General features: G+C 60.5%; 17 protein-coding genes and 2 pseudogenes. 12 read left to right on the forward strand and 7 right to left on the reverse strand.

Translation table 11 applies throughout. From position 1 onward, the window contains the following. Positions 1-10 precede the first annotated feature (10 nt). From CMG77_RS05910 to coxB, 4 genes and pseudogenes are all read right to left on the reverse strand, one after another. A pseudogene (locus CMG77_RS05910) lies at positions 11-931 on the reverse strand (cytochrome c oxidase subunit 3). 22 nt (positions 932-953) lie between these two features. Beyond that, positions 954-1529 (reverse strand): cytochrome c oxidase assembly protein, encoded by a 576-nt coding sequence (locus CMG77_RS05915; protein ID WP_286903761.1) that lies wholly within the window; start codon positions 1527-1529, stop codon positions 954-956. A gap of 24 nt (positions 1530-1553) precedes the next feature. Continuing rightward, positions 1554-3104, reverse strand: a complete 1551-nt coding sequence (locus tag CMG77_RS05920) for a cytochrome c oxidase subunit I (protein WP_286903762.1) — start codon at positions 3102-3104, stop codon at positions 1554-1556. A gap of 173 nt (positions 3105-3277) precedes the next feature. Further along, positions 3278-4264, reverse strand: a pseudogene (coxB, locus tag CMG77_RS05925) (cytochrome c oxidase subunit II). Positions 4265-4640: 376 nt separating this feature from the next. Here coxB and CMG77_RS05930 point away from each other — a divergent pair. From CMG77_RS05930 to CMG77_RS05940, 3 genes are all read left to right on the forward strand, one after another. Beyond that, on the forward strand, positions 4641-5540 hold the full coding sequence (locus CMG77_RS05930) for an MATE family efflux transporter (RefSeq protein WP_286804174.1): 900 nt from the start codon (positions 4641-4643) through the stop codon (positions 5538-5540). Continuing rightward, positions 5521-5955 (forward strand): MATE family efflux transporter, encoded by a 435-nt coding sequence (locus tag CMG77_RS05935; RefSeq protein ID WP_286804173.1) that lies wholly within the window; start codon positions 5521-5523, stop codon positions 5953-5955. The genes CMG77_RS05930 and CMG77_RS05935 overlap by 20 nt, the downstream gene beginning before the upstream one ends. 263 nt (positions 5956-6218) lie before the next feature. Beyond that, complete coding sequence (locus CMG77_RS05940; RefSeq protein ID WP_123639448.1) at positions 6219-6869, forward strand: hypothetical protein; 651 nt, start codon at positions 6219-6221, stop codon at positions 6867-6869. Here the strand turns inward: CMG77_RS05940 and CMG77_RS05945 are convergent. Beyond that, positions 6859-7413: a peroxiredoxin gene (locus CMG77_RS05945; protein WP_123639449.1), complete on the reverse strand. Its 555-nt coding sequence runs from the start codon at positions 7411-7413 to the stop codon at positions 6859-6861. The two genes, CMG77_RS05940 and CMG77_RS05945, sit on opposite strands and share 11 nt — an antisense overlap. 439 nt (positions 7414-7852) lie before the next feature. Between CMG77_RS05945 and CMG77_RS05950 the strand changes: the two genes are divergently transcribed. From CMG77_RS05950 to CMG77_RS05965, 4 genes are all read left to right on the forward strand, one after another. Further along, positions 7853-8788, forward strand: coding sequence for a LysR family transcriptional regulator (locus CMG77_RS05950; protein ID WP_286804172.1), 936 nt, complete (start codon positions 7853-7855; stop codon positions 8786-8788). 82 nt (positions 8789-8870) lie between these two features. Further along, positions 8871-9920, forward strand: coding sequence for a putative urea ABC transporter substrate-binding protein (locus tag CMG77_RS05955; RefSeq protein ID WP_286804171.1), 1050 nt, complete (start codon positions 8871-8873; stop codon positions 9918-9920). Further along, the gene (locus CMG77_RS05960; protein WP_286804170.1) at positions 9917-10606 is read left to right on the forward strand and encodes a cysteine hydrolase family protein; all 690 of its coding nucleotides are present in this window, start codon (positions 9917-9919) and stop codon (positions 10604-10606) included. Before CMG77_RS05955 ends, CMG77_RS05960 begins: the two co-directional genes overlap by 4 nt. Beyond that, positions 10603-11373: an MBL fold metallo-hydrolase gene (locus CMG77_RS05965; protein ID WP_286804169.1), complete on the forward strand. Its 771-nt coding sequence runs from the start codon at positions 10603-10605 to the stop codon at positions 11371-11373. The genes CMG77_RS05960 and CMG77_RS05965 overlap by 4 nt, the downstream gene beginning before the upstream one ends. A 19-nt stretch (positions 11374-11392) precedes the next feature. Here the strand turns inward: CMG77_RS05965 and CMG77_RS05970 are convergent, their stop codons facing one another. Continuing rightward, on the reverse strand, positions 11393-12517 hold the full coding sequence (locus CMG77_RS05970; RefSeq protein WP_286804168.1) for a glycoside hydrolase family 5 protein: 1125 nt from the start codon (positions 12515-12517) through the stop codon (positions 11393-11395). A 266-nt stretch (positions 12518-12783) separates the two neighbouring features. On the opposite strand from CMG77_RS05970, the gene CMG77_RS05975 reads away from it, so the two are divergent. The 5 genes from CMG77_RS05975 (at position 12784) to CMG77_RS05995 (ending at position 20228) form a co-directional block, all read left to right on the forward strand. Further along, positions 12784-13941 (forward strand): helix-turn-helix domain-containing protein, encoded by a 1158-nt coding sequence (locus CMG77_RS05975; protein ID WP_286804167.1) that lies wholly within the window; start codon positions 12784-12786, stop codon positions 13939-13941. Positions 13942-14166: 225 nt separating this feature from the next. After that, the gene (locus CMG77_RS05980; protein ID WP_286804166.1) at positions 14167-16224 is read left to right on the forward strand and encodes a hypothetical protein; all 2058 of its coding nucleotides are present in this window, start codon (positions 14167-14169) and stop codon (positions 16222-16224) included. Further along, the gene (locus CMG77_RS05985; RefSeq protein ID WP_286804165.1) at positions 16221-17504 is read left to right on the forward strand and encodes a hypothetical protein; all 1284 of its coding nucleotides are present in this window, start codon (positions 16221-16223) and stop codon (positions 17502-17504) included. Before CMG77_RS05980 ends, CMG77_RS05985 begins: the two co-directional genes overlap by 4 nt. A gap of 84 nt (positions 17505-17588) precedes the next feature. Further along, a complete protein-coding gene (locus tag CMG77_RS05990) occupies positions 17589-18083 on the forward strand; it encodes an RNA polymerase sigma factor (protein ID WP_502691765.1) in 495 nt (164 codons plus the stop codon). Positions 18084-19235: 1152 nt separating this feature from the next. Then, the gene (locus tag CMG77_RS05995) at positions 19236-20228 is read left to right on the forward strand and encodes a S8 family serine peptidase (protein ID WP_286903764.1); all 993 of its coding nucleotides are present in this window, start codon (positions 19236-19238) and stop codon (positions 20226-20228) included. A gap of 83 nt (positions 20229-20311) precedes the next feature. On the opposite strand, the gene CMG77_RS06000 is transcribed toward CMG77_RS05995, so the two are convergent. After that, the coding region (locus tag CMG77_RS06000; protein ID WP_286903765.1) for a hypothetical protein at positions 20312-22084 on the reverse strand (1773 nt) is incomplete at its 5' end.

Here is a 22084-nt window from a genome sequence, read left to right on the forward strand (position 1 = left end):
GGGNGTGNCATCAACCGAAGATATAGACCGCGAAGAACNGACCGACCCAGACCACNTCGACAAAGTGCCAGTACCAACTGGCNGCCTCAAANCCGAANTTATCATCCGGTTTGAAATGACCTTTAAGCACCGAGCGGANCCACATGACCGCCANCATGAAGGTNCCCAGGAANACGTGCATGCCGTGNAAGCCGGTGAGCATGAAGAAGGTGGTGCCGTAAATGCCGGAATCCAGTGTCANCCCCATGGCGGTGTAGGCGTGAACGTATTCTTCAACCTGCAGAATCAGGAANGCGATCGCCANCACGATGGTGCCGCCNAGCCACCAGTTGAANGCTTTGCGGGCATTGTTTTTGATGGCGCTNTGCGCGAAGTGTACCGTCACACTTGAGGTCAACAGCAGNACGGTGTTCCAGAACGGCAGCCANGTCCAGAGTGAACCGGCCTCGGAAAAGCTCATGTTCTGCTCGGGNCCGCGCANNGANGCCGCATCGCCNTTCACCGCCATATCCGGTGTGGTCATCAGCGGCCAGGCGGCTTCGAAGCCATTCCAGAGAAACTCGTTGGTNGCNGCNTTANTGCCTTCACCGCTNANCCAGGGCAGCGCCAGGTTNCGCACATAGAANAGCGCCCCNAAGAACGCGGCAAAGAACATCACNTCNCTGAAAATGAACCAACNCATNCCCCACACATAGGAGCGCTTGAGTTGGGCACTGTTCAGCCCGGCCATATTTTCATTGATCACCGAACCGAACCAGTTCCACANCACAANNGCNAANACCAGNCCNCCCGCCANNAACANNTAGGGGCCNNNNGCATTGCCGTTCATCCAGTNNGCGGCACCNAANACCGTNANAAACAGANCAAAGCTGGCCCAGATGGGCANCCGGCTCTGTTCCGGTACGTAATAAGTTCCTTCNCTTGTCGCCATATCGATTACTCCGCGCTCGTTTTTATTGTTTCAAACTAGCCAAGTCATTGTGGTCATCACNAAACCGGTCCGTGACATCAAACAAGGTNTAGGACAGGGTGATGGTGTTGATGTGCTTCGGGATGTCCCGGTCGACAATAAAAAACATCGGCAGCTCNGCCGACGCNCCTGCCTCCAAGGGCTGCTGCTCGAAGCAGAAGCACTCGGTCTTGTGGAAATAATTGGTCGCNTTGAAGGGCACCAGGCTGGGAATCGCCTGACCGACCATGGNCTTGTCGGTCGGNTTNCGNGCCAGATAGTCGATCNGCTTCTGCTCACCGGGGTGAACCGTCACCGTGCGCACCGCNGGCTTGAACTCCCAGGGCATACCTTCATTGTTGGTGGACACAAACTGGACCTTGATGGTCCGGCTGGTATCNATNCCGGANTCGGTCGCCTCNTAGCGACCACCGGTTTTNCCATTCAGGCCCGTTACTTCACAGAANGCATCGTACAGGGGNGGCATGATCCAGATGGCAAAGACGAACATGCCCACCACCGTCACACCCAGCTTNGCGCTGAGTGCGGCGNTCGGNTTATTGGGGAAAAGCCATTTCATACCATGCCCCCTTNATGATGCCGTTTACTTGATTTCCGGCGGCGTGCTGAAGGTGTGGTACGGCGCCGGTGANGGCAGCGTCCACTCCAGACCTTCCGGGTTATCCCACACTTTGGCGGTNGCCGGCTTGCCNCGNANNATGGTGGATACCACGATGTACAGGAACANNACCTGTGCNGCNCCGAACAGGAAGGCGCCCACGGAGGAGATCATGTTCCAGTCNGCAAACATCATGTGGTAATCCGGAATCCGCCGNGGCATACCCGCCAGNCCGGAGAANTGCATGGGGAAGAANGTCAGGTTCAGGCCGATAAACGCCAGCCAGAAGTGGGTCTTNCCCATGGTTTCGTTGTACATCCGGCCACACCATTTGGGCAGCCANTAGTANACGCCNGCGGTGATCGAGAANATNGCNCCGGGCACCANNACNTANTGGAAGTGCGCNACCACNAAGTAGGTNTCGTGNTACTGGAAATCCGCCGGGGCNATGGCCAGCATCAGGCCNGANAAGCCGCCNATGGTAAACAGNATNACNAAGGCCACCGCNAANAGCATCGGNGTTTCAAANGTCATGGCACCGCGGAACATGGTGGCCACCCAGTTGAATACCTTCACCCCGGTNGGNACGGCNATCAGCATGGTGGCGTACATGAAGAACAGCTCACCGGNGATNGGNATNCCCACGGTAAACATGTGGTGCGCCCANACGATGAAGCTCAGGAAGGCGATCGANGCGGTGGCGTACACCATGGAGGAGTANCCGAACAACGGNTTGCGCGCGAAGGTGGGGATGNTCGCNCTGATAATGCCGAACGCCGGCAGAATCATGATGTACACCTCGGGGTGNCCGAAGAACCAGAACACNTGCTGGAACAGTACCGGNTCACCGCCACCGGCGGCGTTGAAGAAGCTGGTGCCGAANTGNATGTCCATCAGCATCATGGTNACCACNCCNGCCANTACNGGCATGACCGCAATCAGCAGGAAGGCGGTGATCAGCCAGGTCCAGACAAACAGCGGCATCTTCATCATGGTCATGCCGGGGGCGCGCATNTTCATGATGGTNGCNATGATGTTGATCGCCCCCATGATGGAACTGGCACCCATNATGTGGANGGCAAANATGAAGAAGGTCACCGACGGCGGCGCGTAGGTGGTGGACAGCGGCGCGTANAAGGTCCAGCCGAAGTTGGGGGCACCGCCCTNCATAAACAGNGTGGACACCAACATCAGAAACGCGAACGGCANAATCCAGAAACTCCANTTGTTCATCCGCGGCAGCGCCATATCGGGNGCNCCGATCATGACCGGNATCAACCAGTTGGCCAGGCCGACAAAGGCCGGCATGACCGCACCAAAGACCATCACNAGGCCGTGCATGGTGGTCATCTGGTTAAAGAAGTTGGGTTCGACAATCTGCAGACCGGGCTGGAACAGCTCGGCACGAATCACCAGGGCGAACAGGCCNCCCAGGAAGAACATGGNAAAGCTGAACCACAGGTACATTGCACCAATGTCTTTGTGGTTGGTGGTNTACAACCAGCGAGTAATACCTTTTGCGGGGCCGTGAGCCATTGCGATACCTCCTAGTTGCCCTGTTTATGGTTATAGATATCAATGGGCTGGGCTTCGTCGCCCATGTTGTTGCCCCAGGCGTTGCGCTCGTAGGTCACCACCGCGGCGATGTCCACTTCGCTGAGCTGTTCNCCGAACGCCTGCATCGCGGTANCCGGACACNCCNTTGACGATCACATCGATATGATCNTCNATNGNNCCNACCGCCANNCTATCNCTCNTNNAGNGNNGGGAAGANTCCCGGGNACACCCGAGCCGTCGGCCTGGTGACAGGCGGCACACCAGCGNCCNTANACNTCNTCACCNCGNNCNTANAGNTCATCAAAGCTGAAGGTCTGCTCGGTCAGTTTGGCCAGCTCTTCGGCCTCGGCCTTCTTGTCCGCGAGCCACTGGTTGTACTCTTCTTCCGGCAGCGCCTCGACCACAATCGGCATAAAGCCGTGGTCCTTGCCGCACAATTCNGCGCACTGACCGCGGTAGATACCGGGCTCTTCAATCAGCGCCCAGGATTCATTGATGAAGCCGGGAATAGCGTCTTTCTTCACTCCGAGATCCGGCACCCACCAGGCGTGAATCACGTCCGAGGCGGTAATCAGGAAGCGGACTTTCTGACCCACAGGCAACACCAGAGGCTCATCCACTTCGAGCAGATAGTTGGGGTTTTTAGGGGCAAAGCCGTCGATTTCGTCCCGCGGGGTGCTCAGGTTACTGAAAAAGCTGACATCGTCTTCGACGTANTCATACTTCCAGCGCCACTGATAGCCGGTGATCAGGACATCGACTTCCGCTTCTGTGGAATCGTAAAGTTTGATCAGACTACTGGTGGCAGGAATGGCCATGATGACCAGAATCACCAGCGGAATGGCCGTCCAGAGAATCTCCAGGCCGACGTGTTCGTGAAAGTTGGCCGGTTTTACGTTGCGGGATTTGCGGTGCATGATCATGCTGTAGAACATGATCCCGAAGACCACTACACCAATCGCCACGCACCACCAGAACATCTCCATATGGAGACCCTGGATCTCGCGACTGACCGGCGTTACCCCCTCGGTCATATTAAACTTCCAACGCTCAACCTCGTCTGCCAGGGTCTGATAACTGGTCATCAGCACGGCAGGGGCAAGCAGCCAGGCAGACCGCCTATGCGCTCGTTTAAACATCGCCCAAATTCTCCGTGTAGCTAGCTTATGTTTATTGTGAAACTACCGGGGCTCTTTCAATGCCCCACCGTTGCGACGCGTCGCCCCNCGGCCCGGGATCAACCGACACACGATACGACACTCCCTCACTTGCCGTCATTCATCGGCAATCAGGGGTAAGAGTCAATGTCGGCTGAATAACCAACGGGTTCGCGTGGCGGGGTACGGCCAGTGCACTGCGGCTAATTGTCGCAACCACCGACAACAAGGAGGCCATAGCGACAAAAAAAAGTCAATGCTTTTATACCCTTAGCGTTTATTTATTGTTGCGTAGACAGGCGTTACACTCCCGCTCCGCCCGGGCCTTAACGGGTACCTCCAAGTTGATACTGCCGCCATGACCGATACCCGCCCCAACCACCGACAGATCTGGCAACTCGCTTGGCCGATGATGCTGAGCAACCTGTCCATTCCATTGCTCGGCGCCGTGGATACCGCCATTCTCGGCCACCTGGGCAGCCCGGTTTATCTCGGTGCCGTGAGCCTGGGGGCGAGCGTTCTGACACTCTTGTTCTGGTCCTTCGGATTTCTGCGCATGGGCACCACCAGCGTGGCCGCTCGGGCGACCGGCGCGGAAGACCATGACGCCATCCGCCTGGTGCTCGCCCAGAGTCTGATACTCGCCCTGGGCCTGGCACTGCTGATCATCGCCCTCGGCCCCTGGCTGATCCCCACGGCGCTGGGCTGGATGGGAGCCAGCCCGGAGGTGGCCGCGCTGGCCCAGAGTTACGGCGAGATCCGCCTGTGGGGCGCCCCGGCCAGCCTGATGAACTTCGCCCTGATCGGCTGGTTTATTGGCCGTCAGGATACCCGACGCCCGCTGATGATTCTGCTGACCACCAACCTGCTCAATATCCTGCTCGACGCCCTGTTGATTCTGGGGCTGGGGATGAAGAGCGACGGTGCCGCCTGGGCCAGTGTGCTGGCCGAGTATGGTGGGCTGTTGGTCGGTCTGGGCCTGCTCAGGCACCACCTGATTCGGCTTCCCGGACAGCTTGATCGGCTCCATCTGCGCCAGTGGAACGCCTACCGGGCACTGCTGCAGGTCAATCGCCACCTGTTTGTCCGCACCTTGTGTCTGCTGTTGGTCTTTGCCTTTTTTGCCGCCCAGGGGGCCCGACTGGGCGACCAGATACTGGCGGCCAATGCGGTTCTGCTGCACCTCCTACGCACTGGACGGCTTCGCTCACGCCGCCGAGGCGCTGGCGGGTCGAGCGGTGGGCGCCCGTCAGGCTGACGCTCTGCGCCAGACGGTGCGGCTGACTACCCTCTGGGCCCTGGCCTGCGCGGCGCTGATCAGTCTGGTTTTTATCGCCGGCGCGCCCTGGTGGCCCGGGTTGTTCACCAGTCTGGAGCCGGTCCTCGAACAGGTCCGGGCGCACTACCTCTGGATTTGCCTGGTTCCTCTGGTGGGCGTCTGGGGTTATCAGTTGGACGGGGTTTACCTGGGCAGCGGCCGGACCGCTATCATGCAGTACTCCGTCGTCGGGTCGGCGCTGCTGGTGTTTCTGCCGCTATGGTGGTGGCTGCAGCCACTGGGCAATCACGGCCTCTGGCTGGCGTTTCTGGCCTTTAACGGCGCCCGGGGGATTTCCCTGGGTGCGGTGTATTACTACCTGAATCGTCGCCGTCGCTGGCTGCTACCGGCCTGACCCAAGTAACGTTCCATACGTTTTTCGCCAACGGTTATAAGCAATCACTCTTAAAACCGCCTTGTATTTACCGGGTTTTGAATTAAGTTTAAGGGTGAGCACACGCCGTGCGACTGTTCGCTCTGCGGGTATCCCCCGCCGACGCATTACCGGCCGAGTCGACACCCGACTGACCCTGGCTGGACGCCGACCGCGGTGCATACCGCCACCGCCACACTCATCGAGCATTTACCATCACGGGCCGGGAGGTTCATGCCAAGGTCATGTGTCTGCGACCACTCGACGACATTCGCGCCCTGATTCAGGCCGCGAAACAACAGGACCTGGAGACAGGGCAACTGAGCCGGATCATTCAACGTCGGGCGGATCGATTGCACGTGGCGATTCAGTTACCACCCCTTCAGGCCGAGGCCGCACTTCATGATTTCGTGGTGCGCTACGTGGAGCATGTGCCCGCGTTTATCGGGGCCATTGATGCCCTCACTCGGGAGGCGGGGGTCAATGATCGGGTGGCGCCACTGCTCAATATCGCCTGCGATTATTTTCTGTCCCCCCCGGATCTGGTCAGAGGCCGCAGTCATCTGGTGGCATTGCTGGACGAAGCCTACTTGGCCCATCGCCTGCTTGAAGAGGTCAACGACCGTTTCATCGGCTATTGCGGCATTCCACTGGCGCCCATGGATACCACCCGCGCCAACGTCATTGCTCATGAACTGATCGGGGAACCTTTCGCCAACGAGCTGGATCAGGCGGTACTCTTCTCCGCCGAACTACTGCTCAACGAGTACCCGTTCGAGGGCGATAACTTCAACGCCTATATTGCGCAGCACCGGGACCGGGGTTGGTCCGAGGAGCTGCGTCGCTGGCCCTGCCTGGCGGCCAACCTGGATATCGGCCTGCGTCTCAACGCCTGAGCTTAGTGAGAATATCCGTGGGATTGAGGTGGGGCGGAAACACCGGGTAGTACACCTGCCGGATCACGCCCCCCTCGATCAAAAGCGTCAACCGTTTGATGTAACGGGACTGATCGTAATCGAAGGTGGGGAGCTCCAGTGCCTGAGCAAGCTTGAGCTCGCTGTCATTGAGCAGGGGGTACGGCAGGCGCAAGCGCGCGACGGTTTCGCGCTGATCCTCGAGGGGCTGGGCGCTCACCCCGTACACTTCCACCCCCATTTGTTGGAACTCCGGATACCGATCCCGGAACGCGCAACACTGGGTGGTGCACCCTCGTGCCCCGGGAATTTTGTTCCAACCTCTCATGGGTGGCTGTTCCGGCTTGCCGGTCATGGGGTAAAAGAACACCACGGCGGTGCCGCTGATTGCACTGAGGTCTACCGTTTCCTTCCCGGTGCTCGGGAGCGCCAGACTGGGAACTGCCATGCCCTGCAGATGATCGCAGGCGCCATCGTCCTGAGGCTCCGGTAAGCCCTCGGGCAGCATATACAAGTTTTTGGCCATTCGCTGTTGTCCTGTCAATCGGGAGGGCCTGCATCGTGCATCCCCTCACCGGTGAATCGGGGTTGTCTCTTGTGTCTCTTGCAGGACTTCTTTCGCCGCTGAAACCACTCGGCCACCGCACCGCAAAAGCCCATCTACACTATTCCGATGGGCAATTCCCATGCCAGCCACTCCCAACCGCGCGAGTCCCTTCTATAAAGTGTAGTCCCAGGTTCATGGCAACCGCTAGCTGACGCGAAAGAATATTATCGTGGGCACCGAAATGGAGCAGCTGCCCGTGCAACTCCATGGACTGCACCAAGATTGAGCAGTTTGCAGCGTCAGCCCCTGGACTCACAAGGACTCCCTGTAGGTACAAGCCTTGCAGCGGTAAATGGTTCAGACGGCGTGAGACCGTTGAAGACTGTGTCAATCGACTTGCTCTTAGGCGGTATCACTTATGCACCTGACCGATATTGACTTACGGCTGCTGGATGTTTTTGTCGCGGTAGTGGAAAGCCGTGGTATCGCGAGCGCCCAGACCCTACTCAACCGGGACGCTTCCACCATCAGTCGGCAGCTACGCCAGTTGGAAGAGCGACTGAAGCTGCGCCTGTGCGAGCGCGGCCGCAGTGGCTTTTCCCTTACGCCCCATGGGGAACGCGTCTATCGCGAAACGCTTGCCTTGAACCAAGCATTGCGACGATTCGAGGAACGCGCGGACCGTCTGAGAGGACAACTTTCTGGGCATGTTCATCTGGCGATGATCGACAATCTGATCACCGACCCCAACTGCCCGCTCAAGGAGTTGCTGGCCCGTTACGGTGGGCGCTCGGACAACCAGGTGCACCTGCATGTCGATGTGTTCAGTCCGGCCCAGATTGAACAGGCACTGCTGGATCACAGGGCCGATGTGGGTATCGGTATTTTTCCCACTCATCTGGAAGAGTTGGATTATCAACCCCTTTATGCGGAAACGGACTGGCTGGTTTGCTCCCCTTTTCACCCACTTGCGGAGGCCGAGTCCCTGGAAGAGGTAAAGGACACTCTTAGCGCCTGCGCCAAGGTGGCCCGGCAATTTCTCAATGCCCAAGACACCCGCCCGCTGGGAGGAGAGCCGGGGCGAATCACCGCCTGGGTCAGTAATATTGAGGCGGCTGCGCTGCTGATTCTGGCGGGCACCCACGTAGGCTTCCTGCCCAGCCACTACGCGCGTCGCTGGCTGGAAAATGGGCAGATGGTCGCGATCCGACCCGACCACTATCAGAGACGCTCCACCATTGAGATGGTGATTCCCCGCCGCAAGGAAATGCCTCATCCGGCTGTGGCCGCCTTTCGTCAGGACCTGGCCACCATCGTTGAGATGCGGGGTTTACCGGCGGCGGGCGTCAGGTAAACCTGCAGACACGGTCATTTTTCCGAGCCTTTACGCAGGCCACACTAATTGGGTCTTTTCCCGATTCTCACTGGAGATCATCATGCAACGACTCATTCCCCTCGGCCTGGCCGCCACTTTACTCGCCGGCGCCCAGCCTGCACTCGCCGACGACGACACTTTCCGGATCGCCTGGACCATCTACGCGGGTAGCATGCCTCTGGGTTACGCCGAAGAAACCGGAATTCTCGACAAGTGGGCCAAGCGTTACGACATCGACATTGAAGCGGTGCAGCTGAACGACTACATCGAAGCTCAGAACCAGTACACTGCGGGCGAGTTTGACGGCGTAATTGCCATTACACTGGACGCGCTCACCATTCCCGCCGCCGGCGGCGTCGACTCCACCGTAGCGGTGCTGCTCAACGCCTCCAATGGCAGCGACGGACTGATCATGAAAGGCAAGGACAAAACCATCGCCGACCTCAAAGGCGGCCGGGTCAACCTGGTGGAGTACTCGGGATCACACTACCTGCTGGCCCGAGCCCTGGATGAACAGGGCATGAGCGAGCGCGACCTGACCGTGGTGAACACTTCAGATGCCGACATCATCGCCGCTTTCCAGACCGATGACAGTCAGGCTGTAGTCACATGGAAACCGCAGTTGAGCGAAATTCTCGACCAAATGCCCAACAGCAGCCTGCTGTTCGACAGCTCAGACATTCCCAATGAAATCACCGACGCTCTGTTGGTTCACACCGAAACACTGGAGCAACACCCGGAGCTGGGCAAGGCACTGGCTGGCGCCTGGTACGAAGTCATCGCCATGCTGGAACCGGATCATCCCAACCACGATAAAGCCATCGCCGACATGGCGGATGCTGTGCAAACGGATCGGGCCGGCTTTATGAGCCAGATCGCCACCATCAACTTTTTCAGCCCCGAAGAGGCCATCGACCTGGTGAGCAGCGACGACTTCTCGAACGGCCTCAAGGCAATGACCCAGTTCGCCTTTGAGAAAGGCCTATTGGGTGAGGGCGCCAGCGGCCCAGAAGTGATCGGCGTGGAGTTTCCGGGAGAGACGGTGCTGGGCGACCCCGGCTACATCAAACTTCGCTTCCCCACAACGTTTATGGAGTCAGCCGCGCAATGAGCTGGTCACCTCTGACTCAGTCCCACCCCTACCACTGGCCCCTCGCGGGTCAGTGGAGCGCGGCCGACACCGCCTTGCTGGTGATCGACATGCAGGCCGACTTTCTCAGTCCTGATGGTTACTTCGCCCGGATGGGCAATTCACTGGAAGGCACCCGGGCCGCGATAGAGCCATTACAACGGGTCTTGCAGGCCGCCCGGACCCGGGGTATCCGGGTAATCTATACCCGCGAATCACATCGTCCAGACCTGACCGACCTCAGCCCCACCAAGCGGGCGCGGGCCGAATCCATGGGCACCCCCATCGGTGGCCCCGGTCCCCTCGGTCGGTTCCTGGTGCGCGGCGAACCGGGCTGCGACATCATCCAGGAACTGGCCCCCGAACCCGGCGAGCCGGTGCTCGACAAACCGGGCAATGGCGCCTTCCACGCCACCGACCTGGACCAGATGCTGCGGGCTCAGGGAATAAAGCACCTTTTGATCACCGGTGTCACAACCGATGTCTGCGTGCATTCCACGTTGCGTGAAGCGAACGATCGCGGCTACGACTGCCTCGTGCTGGAGGACGGCTGTGGCGCTGGCGACCAGGCTCTGCATGACGCCGCGCTGGCGATGATGGACAACGAGGGAGGCATCTTCGGCGCCCACGCGTCCGTCCAGGCCCTGACCGAGAGCTGGTCATCATGAGCCTGCCCATCGCCGACACCTGGTTTGGGCGCGAGCGCATAGACGATCGTATTCACCGACTCTGGGAGCCCCATGTCGCCCGAGTACTGCAATGCAATATCTGGCTGGTGCGGGGCCGCCACCGGCACCTCCTCATTGACGGCGGGATGGGAATCCGCCCGCTGCTGCCGATCATCGCCGATCAGTTGGACAAACCGGTGACCGCCATTGCCACCCACAGCCACTTGGATCACGTCGGGGCGATCGGGGAGTTCAGTGATCGTCGGGCCCATCCGCTGGAGCAGTCCTCACTCCGCGAACCGGAGGACTTTCCGGTGCTGTGCAGCCACCACTGGCCCGACGGGATGAAGGCCGATATCGAGGCGGCGGGCTACGAAGTGCCAGAATCAATGATTGACGCCCTGCCCCAGGCCGACTTCGAGCCACTGAAATTTCGTATCCCGGCCTGTGAACTCACCGATACGCTGTCCGCCGGTGAGATCGTGGACCTCGGAGACGAGACCTTTGAGGTCCTTCACCTGCCCGGCCATTCACCGGGCAGTATCGGCCTCTGGAACGCCCACTCAGGCGTACTGTTCTCCGGGGACGCCATCTACGATGGTCCCCTGTTAGACAATTTCCCCGAGTCCGACATTGAGCAGTACCGGCATACCATGAAGCGGTTGCTTGACCTGCCGGTGTCAGTAGTGCATGCCGGCCACGATCCGAGCTTCAACCGTGATCGACTGAGAGTCCTCGCCCGGCGCTACCTGGAGCGTACCGAATAAGAGTGGCATCGCCCCGTCATCAGGGATTGTTCGGCGCAACCAATACGTCTTTCTCCGGTCCCCAGGTTCCGGCCTCACGATCGTAGGTGGAGAAGGAGCCGCCGTCGTCCCAGAAAGTGGCCGGGATGCCGTTTTCGATCGCCAGATTCACATGGTGACCGATATACGCCAGCCGGTCTTCCAGCTCACAGACGTTCTCCGGGTTCTGGAAGTCGAACTTTGCTGCCCCAAACTCATTGAGCATCACCGGCACACCGCTCTGCTCTCGCCAGGCGGCGGCGGTGGCGTAGATCTGGGCCAGCTCCGCTCGATCCGCCTCACTGCCCCACCGGCGCGTGCATTGGCCGGCAAAAGCCCAGGGGTCGTAGGAGTGGAAGTTGGCAATCAGGTAATCGTCGTCCGGCAGGTCGATATCACTCAGAGTGTGAACACCGCTATAGTTGTGCCCCGAAATGATCACCAAGCGGGTCGGATTCTGCGCCCGGATGATGGGCAGGATGTCCGCTTTCAAGTCATTGGTCTGTTCGGCGCTCAAGCCAATGGGCTCGTTCAGAATTTCGAATATCAGCCGGTGGGATTTGCCACTGAAGCGTTCGGCGATCTGGGTCCAGATGGCCTGGAAGCGCGCCCGCTTTTCCTCGGTCAGGCCTTCACCCTCCCAGATCCAGCGCTCATGGTGCGCATTGAGAATGACGTAGAAGCCCTGGTCCAGCGCCCAGTCCACCACTTCTTCAGCGCGATTCATACGCCCACTGTCGACGGTATAGGGCGCGGATTCAGCGGTGTGATCATCCCAGGTGGCGGGGATACGGACATGCTGGAAGCCGGCCTCGTTGAAATCCTCCAGATACCGCTCCTGAGCGGGCAGCGCCCAGTCGCCCTCATTGGGGTAAGCGTCCAGCGTGTTACCCAGGTTAATACCGATACCCATCTCCGCCACCGTCGCGTGAGGCTCCAGAGGGTCATCGGGCGCGGTCATGGCCGGTGCGCTGGCGCTGGAGGACGTTTCCGAGCTGCTGCTGGAACTCGATTCGCTGCTGGAGCTCGGAAGCTCGGGCGTGGAGCCGGAACTGCCACAGGCCACCAGACTGAACAGGCTGCTGATCAGGCAGGCGCGGACAATGATCGATACATTCGATGACATGGTATGACCTTATTATTGGATGGAAGCTGGAGCGCTGGGGACAGACTCAAAAACCGGCCCGGCGCTTGTGGAGCCGTCGGCAACTGGTTACAGTCCCGACCTGTCCATGACGGTATCATCGGACAGACAGTCACGCGCCCGACTTCCGGCAGAAACACTAAACCGCACGTCCGAATACCGGTGGGCGGGACTTCGCACCCCTGCGGAAGTCCCACTACTATTGGGCTGCAACGAATCACTTTATAACAGAGGCGGTAGACGGGCCTTTGAAAAACCTGACCCACGACGCACTGCTCTTCAACATTCACGACCTGGTGCTGCTGATGTCCGCCAGTCAGTATCTGTTGCTGGCCGCCCTGTTGTTCTTCACCCGCCGCCCCGCCATACGCAGCACCTATTTGCTGATCGGTCTTCTGCTGGCCAGTGCGGTCCGCTATCTGGATACCCTGCTGATCTGGAGTGACCCGCTGCGCCAACTCATTCTGGAATGGAACCCGAACCTGCTGCTATTGGGCAGCTTCAGCTACTGGCTCATCGGGCCGCTGCTCTATGCCTATGTGTTGTCCGTGCTGTACCGACAGACGCGCTTTCGCTGGTACCACGGGCTACACCTGCTGCCGGCGTTACTGGCCACCCTGATGATGCTCAGCCAGTATCACTGGCGCCCCGCCACCGAACAGGTCGCGCTGATGCGCGAGCTGGATCTCATCTGGTCTTCGCTGATGAGCCACACCGTCACCCTCTGGCATCTGAGCGTCATCGGCTACGGCGGCTACTGCCTGCTGTTGCTCTGGCGCTATCGCCGCCAGCTCCAGCAGCGCTATGCCAATGTCGAGGTCAGCGAACGTCGCTGGTTGACCTGGATCATTCTGGGCTTCGTTCTGATTGCCTCCTGGCAACTCGGGGTGCACCTCACGGCGGAATACATGCCCGCCCACCTGGCCAATCTGACCGGGGTGGCAAGCAACTACCTCAACTTTGTGTTCGTGAACTCGCTGGTGTTTATCAGCATTCGCTACACCCATCTGTTCAGCGGCCTGCCCGAGCGCGCGCCAGGCAACGACGCCGAGCCCTACAAGCCCGAGCAGGTCCGCCGGGTGGAAGCCCTGATGACGGAGCGCCGTCCGTATCTGGATAGCACGGTATCACTGGAATCACTCGCGCGGCAGTTGTCCCTACCCGAGCGCACCCTCTCGCGCATACTCAACCAGCACTTTGGAAAAAACTTCTTTGAGTTTATCAACGGCTACCGGGTGGAGCGCGCCAAACAGCTGTTGATCGACCCCGACCACCGCGCTCGCACCATCCTGGAAATCATGGCGGGCGCAGGCTTCACCAGCAAATCGACCTTCAACGCCATCTTCAAAAAGCATGTTGGACAAACCCCCTCCCAATACCGGAAGCGTTCGCTTGAAGCGGACTGACGCCGGCTAGTGCCCAAACCCGTGGAGCTCCTTGCAGGTGAAATGCGACGCCGGTCTCGGGATGCGACCGCTGTGTTTGGAAGCGTACCCATTTTCGTGTAGCTTTAACCCGAGGTAGGGGCAGGGTGTGAGTGGCCCACTGCAAAAATAACTGAAAAACATTGAACCCGCATCGGATCGGTTGCAACCCACCGATAACGACGGTTCTTGCAGAGCGAGCACTGGATGGCCCGATTTCCCCCCCTGACAACACCGGCGCCGAAGCGACGGGGCGCAACGCCATTGACGCTGCTGCTCGGCGGTTGGCTGATGCTCAGTGGCGCCCACGCGATTGCCCAGGCTGACGCCCGGCTGGCCCCTTCCGAAATCGACGGTTTTTTCCAACCGCGCGAACCGCTGCGTATCACGCTCGCCGCCGACACACGCCCCGCAGACCCGGGACAACTGAGCCTAGAGCTGGACGGCATGGACGTCTCTGCCTTGGCACAGCGTCGCACCGAGGGCTGGGTTTATGTCCCGGTGCGCCCACTGGCGCCCGGCCACCACGAACTACGATTGATGTTCTATGGCGACCAGGGCGAAGTGCAGGAGCTGGGTTACTGGTCGGTCGAGGTGCGCCACTCCAGCGGACTTCGCTCGGCCCATGTCGACGGCCAACTCGATCTGGCGCTCAGCCAGCGGGTGGCGGAGAGCGAGGGCATCGGCGGCGACGATTTTCGGGCCCAGGGCGGCGGCCATCTGGAATCCGAACTCAGCGGCGATCGCTGGACGTTAAGCAGCAATCTGGACCTGATGGCGGTAAACGACCAGGCCCTGGCCATCGCCGACCGGCGTGTGGACCTTGCCCGGTTTCAGCTACGCGGCGAGTTCGACCGCTACCACCTGGCGTTGGGCGACCAGCAACTCACCACCGCCAGTCTGATTCAGGACGGCTTTGAACGCCGTGGCGTCTCCACCGGCGCCAAGCTGCCCCTCTGGGACGGTACCGCGTCGATCTATCAAGCGGCCAGCCGCCAGACGGTGGGGGTTGATGCCGGCCTCGGAACCGATGAAGAAAACAACCGCATGACCGGCGGGCGGCTGACGTTCTGGCCCTGGCGCAGCGATACCACCCAGGTGATGCTTGCCGGTGAACACCTGTCCGGGCGAGTCAGTCAACCGGATTACGGTAGCCTGGACCCCAATGCCGACCCGGTAGTGCACGAAGGGGATGCCTGGAACCTTACCCTGGACGGCCTGTTTTTCCAGCGTCAGCTCCGGGTGCGTCTGGAGCAGGCAGAAAGCGAATACGATTTTGACGGCATGGACCAGGGGTTCGATCCGGAACAGGGCGATGCCTGGTCGGCCCTGCTGGTGCTGGACCCGACCGCTTCGGGCACCGATGCGCTGGACTGGCGGCTGGGGCTGGAAGCCCGAAAAATGGGCACCTGGTTTCGCAGCCTCGCCAACCGTCACGCCCCCGCCGACAAAAAGCTCGAGCGCGCGTTCTTTGATGCCACCAAAGACAAATGGACCTGGGATGGCCACTACGCGGTGGAACAATCAAACCTCACCGAGGATGACCGATACGCGATTTCCGAAACCCGGCAGTGGCAATTGGGCACTGCCTACTTTGACTATGACCTTCCGGAAAATCCCCTGCTGACCCTGCTGGGCCAACCCACCTATTCGCTCAACCTCGGCGGCACCACCCTGAAAGATGACTACACCCCCCAGGGTTACCTGGCCAACGACCTGAAAACCCGGCGCGCTGAGCTGACCGCCGCCTTCAGCAAAGAACAGTTGCAATGGTCCGCCGGCATTCACTATGACACCCTGGAGGACGGCACCGATTGGCAGCCCGACAATCGCACCCGGGCCACCCGGCTGGACGCCGGTTGGTACCTGAACAGCGACTACAACTTCTATATCGGATGGGAGCTTCAACACACCACCTACCCGGAACAGAACCTCAGCACCGACCGGCACATTTATTCGTTCGATGCCAACGCCACGTTTGTTCCGGAACGCCTGGCGGGCAGTTTCAGCATGGGGCTCAACCAGACCAGTGCCCGGGACGACCCCTTCTTTGCCCAGTGGGACCAGACCACCTACCTCAACGCCAACCTCAACTGGCGTCTACGCGAAGCCGAAGGTCATCGCCCGGGGGTGGAGCTGATTCTGTCCATTGCCCGCAATGATTACCGGGATCAGCTCGTGCTGCCCAACTCGGTGAACAGCTATCAGGCGTTTATTGAACTGCGCACCCATTTACCGGTGACCTATCCGGGGATTCAACCATGAACCGACCCGCTCTCAAGCGTTCAGCCAAGATCGGCTATCGCCTCGCGCTCCTCTGTCTCCTCGCGCTGGGATACGCATTACCCTCCTCCGCCCAGGAGGTGGAGCTGTGCTCTTCCATGCAACCCTGCTCGGTCGCCCGCCCGGTGGTGATCGGCACCGATACCACCCTGTCAGTGGTCTGGCGGGGGCGCGCCTTTTTTGACCGCATTGGCGATGTCAGCTCGGATGTGGGTTATTTTACGCTCGGTGACCCGGCCTCAAGCGAGCCACTGGGGATGGTTCGCCGGCCCTTGATGGAGCGCATTTCCGGCTCCGCCGATGGTCAACCGACCGCGTTCAGCTTCAGTGAAACCCTGACCGTCCCCGCGGCTATCAGTACCCAGGCCGCCGCTCAGGGCGCGCGCGAGCTGTCCTACGTGCGCCCGTTCAGCGTCAACGGCATTCCGGTCACCGGTGTGCAGGCACTGCGCCTGACCGACCCTGCCGCTCCGCTGCCCAATACCGCGCGCTCCTTACCGGAAAATTCAGAGGTGACCGCCAGCGGCCTGATCCTCCGCCGGCTCGCCCTGCGCTTTGACGATGGCGCGCCAGTGGCCTCGGTCTCACGGGATGAGGCGCTGCGCGCCGAAGCGATCATCCATTACGACCGGGCCGGCTTGCTGGAGGCGGTGTGGGAGGTCGCGACGCCCGCCACCACCCGCGGCCAACCGGTGTTTCGACGTCTGGACAATGTGCGCGAATATCTTGGAGCCGGTCAGCAGTCGAACCTGCGCAGCCCGAAACTGCCCACCGATCAACCCGGCCTGTATCTGTTGCGCCTGCGCCTGGTACACCCCACGCTGGAACAGAGCGGCACGCGGGAGCCAAACGACATAGTGCTGCGCTACCAGGTCAGTAGCCGCTCGACCCATGAAGCCCAGTGGGTACCGCACCTGAACGGCGCCCGAGCAGTGGCAGCCACCCTGGGGGCGGATACCGAGTTTACCTGGCCGGCGATCGCCACCACCCACGCCTATCAGCTGGAATTTTACGCCCAGCCGCCCGAGCCCGATGTCGCCAGCGAGCGACCCGGACCCGACCGGGTGCCCAACCGTTTCACCCGGGAACCGACCACCGGCCTGGTGCTGAAGAGCAACACCCGAAGCACTCGGTTGTCATCGGCGGTGCTGCATCGGTTGGAACCGGGAACAACCTATTCCTGGCGTGTGGTGGCGGTGGATGCCAGCGGCCGCGTATTGGCCGCCAGCCCCCTGCAGACCCTAGGCACCGAAGAAGAATAATCACGGATAATCACTATGGCCCTATCGGAACAGGATACCGACGAACAACTTTTACTCGCGATGGCCGGCGGCGAGATGGAGGCCATGAGCGCCTTCTACCGCCGCCATGAAACCCGGCTGTACCGCTTCCTGATGGCCAAGTTGAACGATTCCTTCGTGGCCGCCGACCTACTCAATGAGGTGATGCTGGAAGTCTGGCGCTCGGCGGCCCGTTTTGCGGGACGCTCCAAGGTCACCACCTGGATGTTCGGCATCGCCCATAACAAGGTGCTGACCCACTGGCGCAAGTTGGGCGTCCGGGAATTTACCGAGGTGGATGACACCCTGGCGGATGAGACCCCGGCGGCCGATCTGGAGCAGGCTCTCTCAGCGGTCAAAGACGCAGAACGGGTACGCTCAGGCATGCAGACCTTGTCGCCCCCACACCGGGAGGTGTTGCACCTGGTGTTTTTTGAAGAGCTGGATTACGCGGAGATTGGCCGTATCCTGAGCGTACCGGAAGGTACGGTGAAGTCCCGCGTCTACCACGCCAAANACTTACTGAAGAAACAACTGGCCAGAGCCATGAGGTCATCGTGAAAGACATAGATGAACAACTGAACCTGTGGGCCAACGGCCGACTGCCGGAGGCGGAACGCCNCGCACTCGANCAGAAAATGGCGGACGATCCTGCCCTGGCCCGGGAAGCCGAGTTCCTGAAAGCGCTGAGAAGCACGGTNCAGAGNGAACCGGCCACGGGCCCCGGCGAACTGGGTCTGGCGCGNCTGCAGAAAGCCATTCGGGCCGAGCAGGAGGAGGCACCCGTNGTCTTGCCCCGGAGGAATTTCTGGCGCCCGGTAGCCATCGCCGCCAGCNTGATNGTGGNCNTNCAGGCCGCCCTGCTGCTGGGGCCGGAACCCTGGGACGACGGCTCAGCGGTGGACATGGTNCCCGCCTCCGGCGANGAAGCGCCCCAGGGGCCACGGGTCCAGATGGTNTTCGACCCGGCCGCCACCATGGCAGATGTGCAGACGGCGGTATTGAGCGTGAACGGTAGTATNGTCTCCGGACCCAGCGCCCTNGGCATTATCCAGTTGGGGCTACCGGAAGATGCCTCAATCGAGGCGGCGGTGGATGCGCTGAGNGCCTACGATTTTGTGGATGAGGTGATCGCACCATGANGGCAGCGCTACGGCTGGCATCCTGCTTTTGTCTCGGGAGCCTGGCGCTCTGCCCGGTGACACTGCTGGCCCAGGACGATCAGGACCGGGAAAAAGCAAGGGAAAGTATCACCATCGACCGCGAACGCGCCGCTGAACTCAGGCGCGGGGAAGCGGTGCAAGACACAGAGCGCAAAACCGCCGTACAGACGCTCGATCGGACAACCGAGACTTCAGAAGTAGAACAGGAGCGTCCGATAGAAGAGGCAGAGGCTCAACCACAACTCACCCGGCCGGTTCCGGCGAAGCCCCGGGAAGCAGAGGTGATCGAGCGGGANCNNGAACCCGAACCCGAACCCGAANNCGANNNNGAACCGAAAAGGCAGAGTCAACGTCAAGCGATCGCGAGGAACCGGAAGCCGCCGAACCGGAGCCCACTCGACCGCCAATCCAGCGCGGTGGCAGTCTGCTCGGGCGCGCACCGCCGCCACCGCCGCCGGTGCCACCCCCAGCACCATCAAACGATCCCATCCCCCCGGCCCCGGACTCGCTACCCTACGAGCCGGGCGAATTACTTTTGGTGAGTGCGGATATGGCCGAGGCGCAATCGGCGGCCCGGCAACTTCAAAGCTACCAACTGCGGGTCAAATCCCGTCAGCGCCTGGACAACCTGGGCCTGGTGATCAGCGTTTTCCGTCTGCCTCCGGGGACCGACACACCCGATTTGGTCGCTCAGGTGCAAGAGGACCTGCCGGATCTGGACCTGGACACCAACCAGCGCTACCAGTTACTCAACGCCCGGCGCCGCTACGCCCAGCAGATGATCGCCTGGCCAAAAGATACCGGCGCCTGCAGCGGTCAATTCCGCATTGGCATGCTCGATACCCCCGTCAATGACCAGCACCCTGCCCTGACGGACAGCCAACTGACCCGACGCAACTTTGTGCGCGGCCCCTCGGCCGAAGCACTGCACGGTACCGCGGTTGCCAGTCTGTTGGTGGGAAGCGTCAACTCGGAAACCCCGGGTCTGCTGCCCGGCAGCACCTTGTGGGCCGCCGAAGTGTTCCGCCAGAGAGGAGAGCGTACCGACACCAGCACCGAAATTCTGCTATCCGCGCTGGACTGGTTGGTCGGCCAGGAGGTACAGGCCATCAACCTGAGCCTGGGCGGTGAGCGCAACCGGGTGTTTGAACTGGCCTTGGAAAAATTGCTGGGCAGCCAGATCCTGCTGATTGCCGCCGCTGGTAATCAGGGGCCGGAGGCACCGCCAAGCTTTCCCGCCGCCCAGCCCGGTGTGATCGCCGTAACCGCCGTGGACGCCGCCGAGCGCCTGTACCCCGATGCCAACCGGGGCGACTACATCGATCTGGCCGCACCGGGCATGGATATCTGGGCCGCCGATGGCGAGACGGCCGGGCGCTATCACACCGGCACTTCCTTCGCCGCGCCGCTGGTCACAGCCGCCTCTCTTTTGGCCCGACAGCAAGGTGCGGACCTGATGGCAGCGGTCAAAGACCTGGGGCCCACGGGGCGGGATGATCGTTTTGGCCGGGGGTTGGTGCAGGTGGGAACCTGGTGTAACTGACGCGCCACTGATGTAGGCACGCTCTTCCATAAAAAAGCCGGCTGCGAGCAGCCGGCCTGAAGATCAAAGGTTGTGGTTTCGGGTTACTGGGGGCAGCTTACACCACCGACGGCATCCGAACATTGCAGCTCCAGTTCAATCATCTCACCGTCAGTCAGGGAACCATACTGGGAGAAGGTGTAGGCCGTGGATCCATCATCGCCGGTGACCATCACCTGTACCCACTCGTTTTCGTCAGCCATACCTTCCGGGAATTCCAGAGTGACCGAATCACCCAGCGCTACCGCTTCGAACTCACCCAGCTCGACATAACCCGTGCGGTTGCCCTCCAGGAAAGCATCGATATCACAGCTGGTTGCCGAGGTGTCCGGACCGTTGATGCAGGAAATTTCGATGCTCTGCGCTGCGGGACCCTGCACCACGGTTTCATCCAGCACCAGCGCTACGCTGCTGACCAGGCTGGTTTCCATGCTGCCGGCCATGGTGACGAACTGACCATTCTGGCTGAAGGCGCCGTTGGATTCGGCTGTCCACTGGAGCAGTGTCGCCTCAGCGGGAACCGCTACTGCCAGGCTGTCCTGAATCAGAATATCGGTATCGGTGAACACCGTGCCATCGGACAAGGTCGCGGTGATATCAACGGTGCAGGGAATCGACACACCGGACTCGCCCAGACACTGAACCTCTACTTCATCAATCGGCGTGATTGCGAGGGCCACATCAACGTCTCCGGTTATGCCGGATGTTGCCGTACCTTCGGCGATGACTTGTTGACCACCCACGCTGATCGGAAAGGGGGTTTCCGCGGTCCAGGTCAACTCGCTGTTCTCATCCAGATTGTCCCAACCGGTAACAATGGTGGCACCTCCCGCCGGAACAGATTGAGTCAGGGTTTCAGTACCATCGGTCAGGGTTACCGAGCAGCCCACGCCGGTGCCGTCCGGCAATTCACAGCGCACCACATTTTCACTGCTCGGGTCTTCCAACTCGATAATCACATCGGCGGACATATCGGTGGTTTTCTCGCCAATCAGACCGGTGTCGGAAGTCGCGTACCAGTCAATGGTGGCACTGTTGGGCATATTGATAATGGTAGAGCCACCTTCGGGCAGGTAACCGTTGCGGGTAAACACTGAGCCATCATCCAGCGTTACGCCGGCATTGATACCGCAGGGAATGGCTGTGCTGTCACTCAACCGACACTCGACATTGATGCTGCCGCCGTTTTCGAATTTGAAGTCCCAGTTCCAGGTGGAGAAGTGACTCACTTCAGCGTAGACCGCCAGCCCCACCGGTGAGGTGGCCGAGGCGACCACGGTGCCAATAATGGAATCGTCTTCAATCCACAGGCCCTGGTCTTCGTCAAAGTGCCACATGGGAATGGTGCTGCCGATCGACAGTGGCTCATTGTTGATACTCGCCACCGGTAGATCCATCTGGATCTCGGCGGTGGTGTTGGGTGCGATCTGCAGGTAATCACCCTCGGCGTTGTGCACGTCCACGGTAATCATACCGGCGCTGATCAGCTCGACCGACTCACCGCCGGCATCGGTCGCTTGACCATTGGCGGGCATGGCATTGAGCTCATCGCTGGTGATATCCCAGGGAGTAATCTGAACCGTGGCTTCACCGGAGGCGGGTTCGCCATCGGGAGTGACAAAGGCGTTGGCCGGAAAGGTCACCCGGGCGCCAAGATCCACAGCGCTCAAAGTGCGGGCCGCTTCAATGTCATCCACCGGCAACGTCTGTTTTACCGGCACCATCCGAATGGGCATGATGCCGTCTTGCTCGCCGCTGACTCGCAGCACCTGCGGTACAAAACCATCGGCTTCGGCGCGCACCCGATAGGATGTCTG

Origin of the sequence: Marinimicrobium sp., assembly GCF_002695945.1 — a bacterium.
GTDB classification, from domain to species: Bacteria; Pseudomonadota; Gammaproteobacteria; order Pseudomonadales; family Cellvibrionaceae; genus Marinimicrobium; species Marinimicrobium koreense.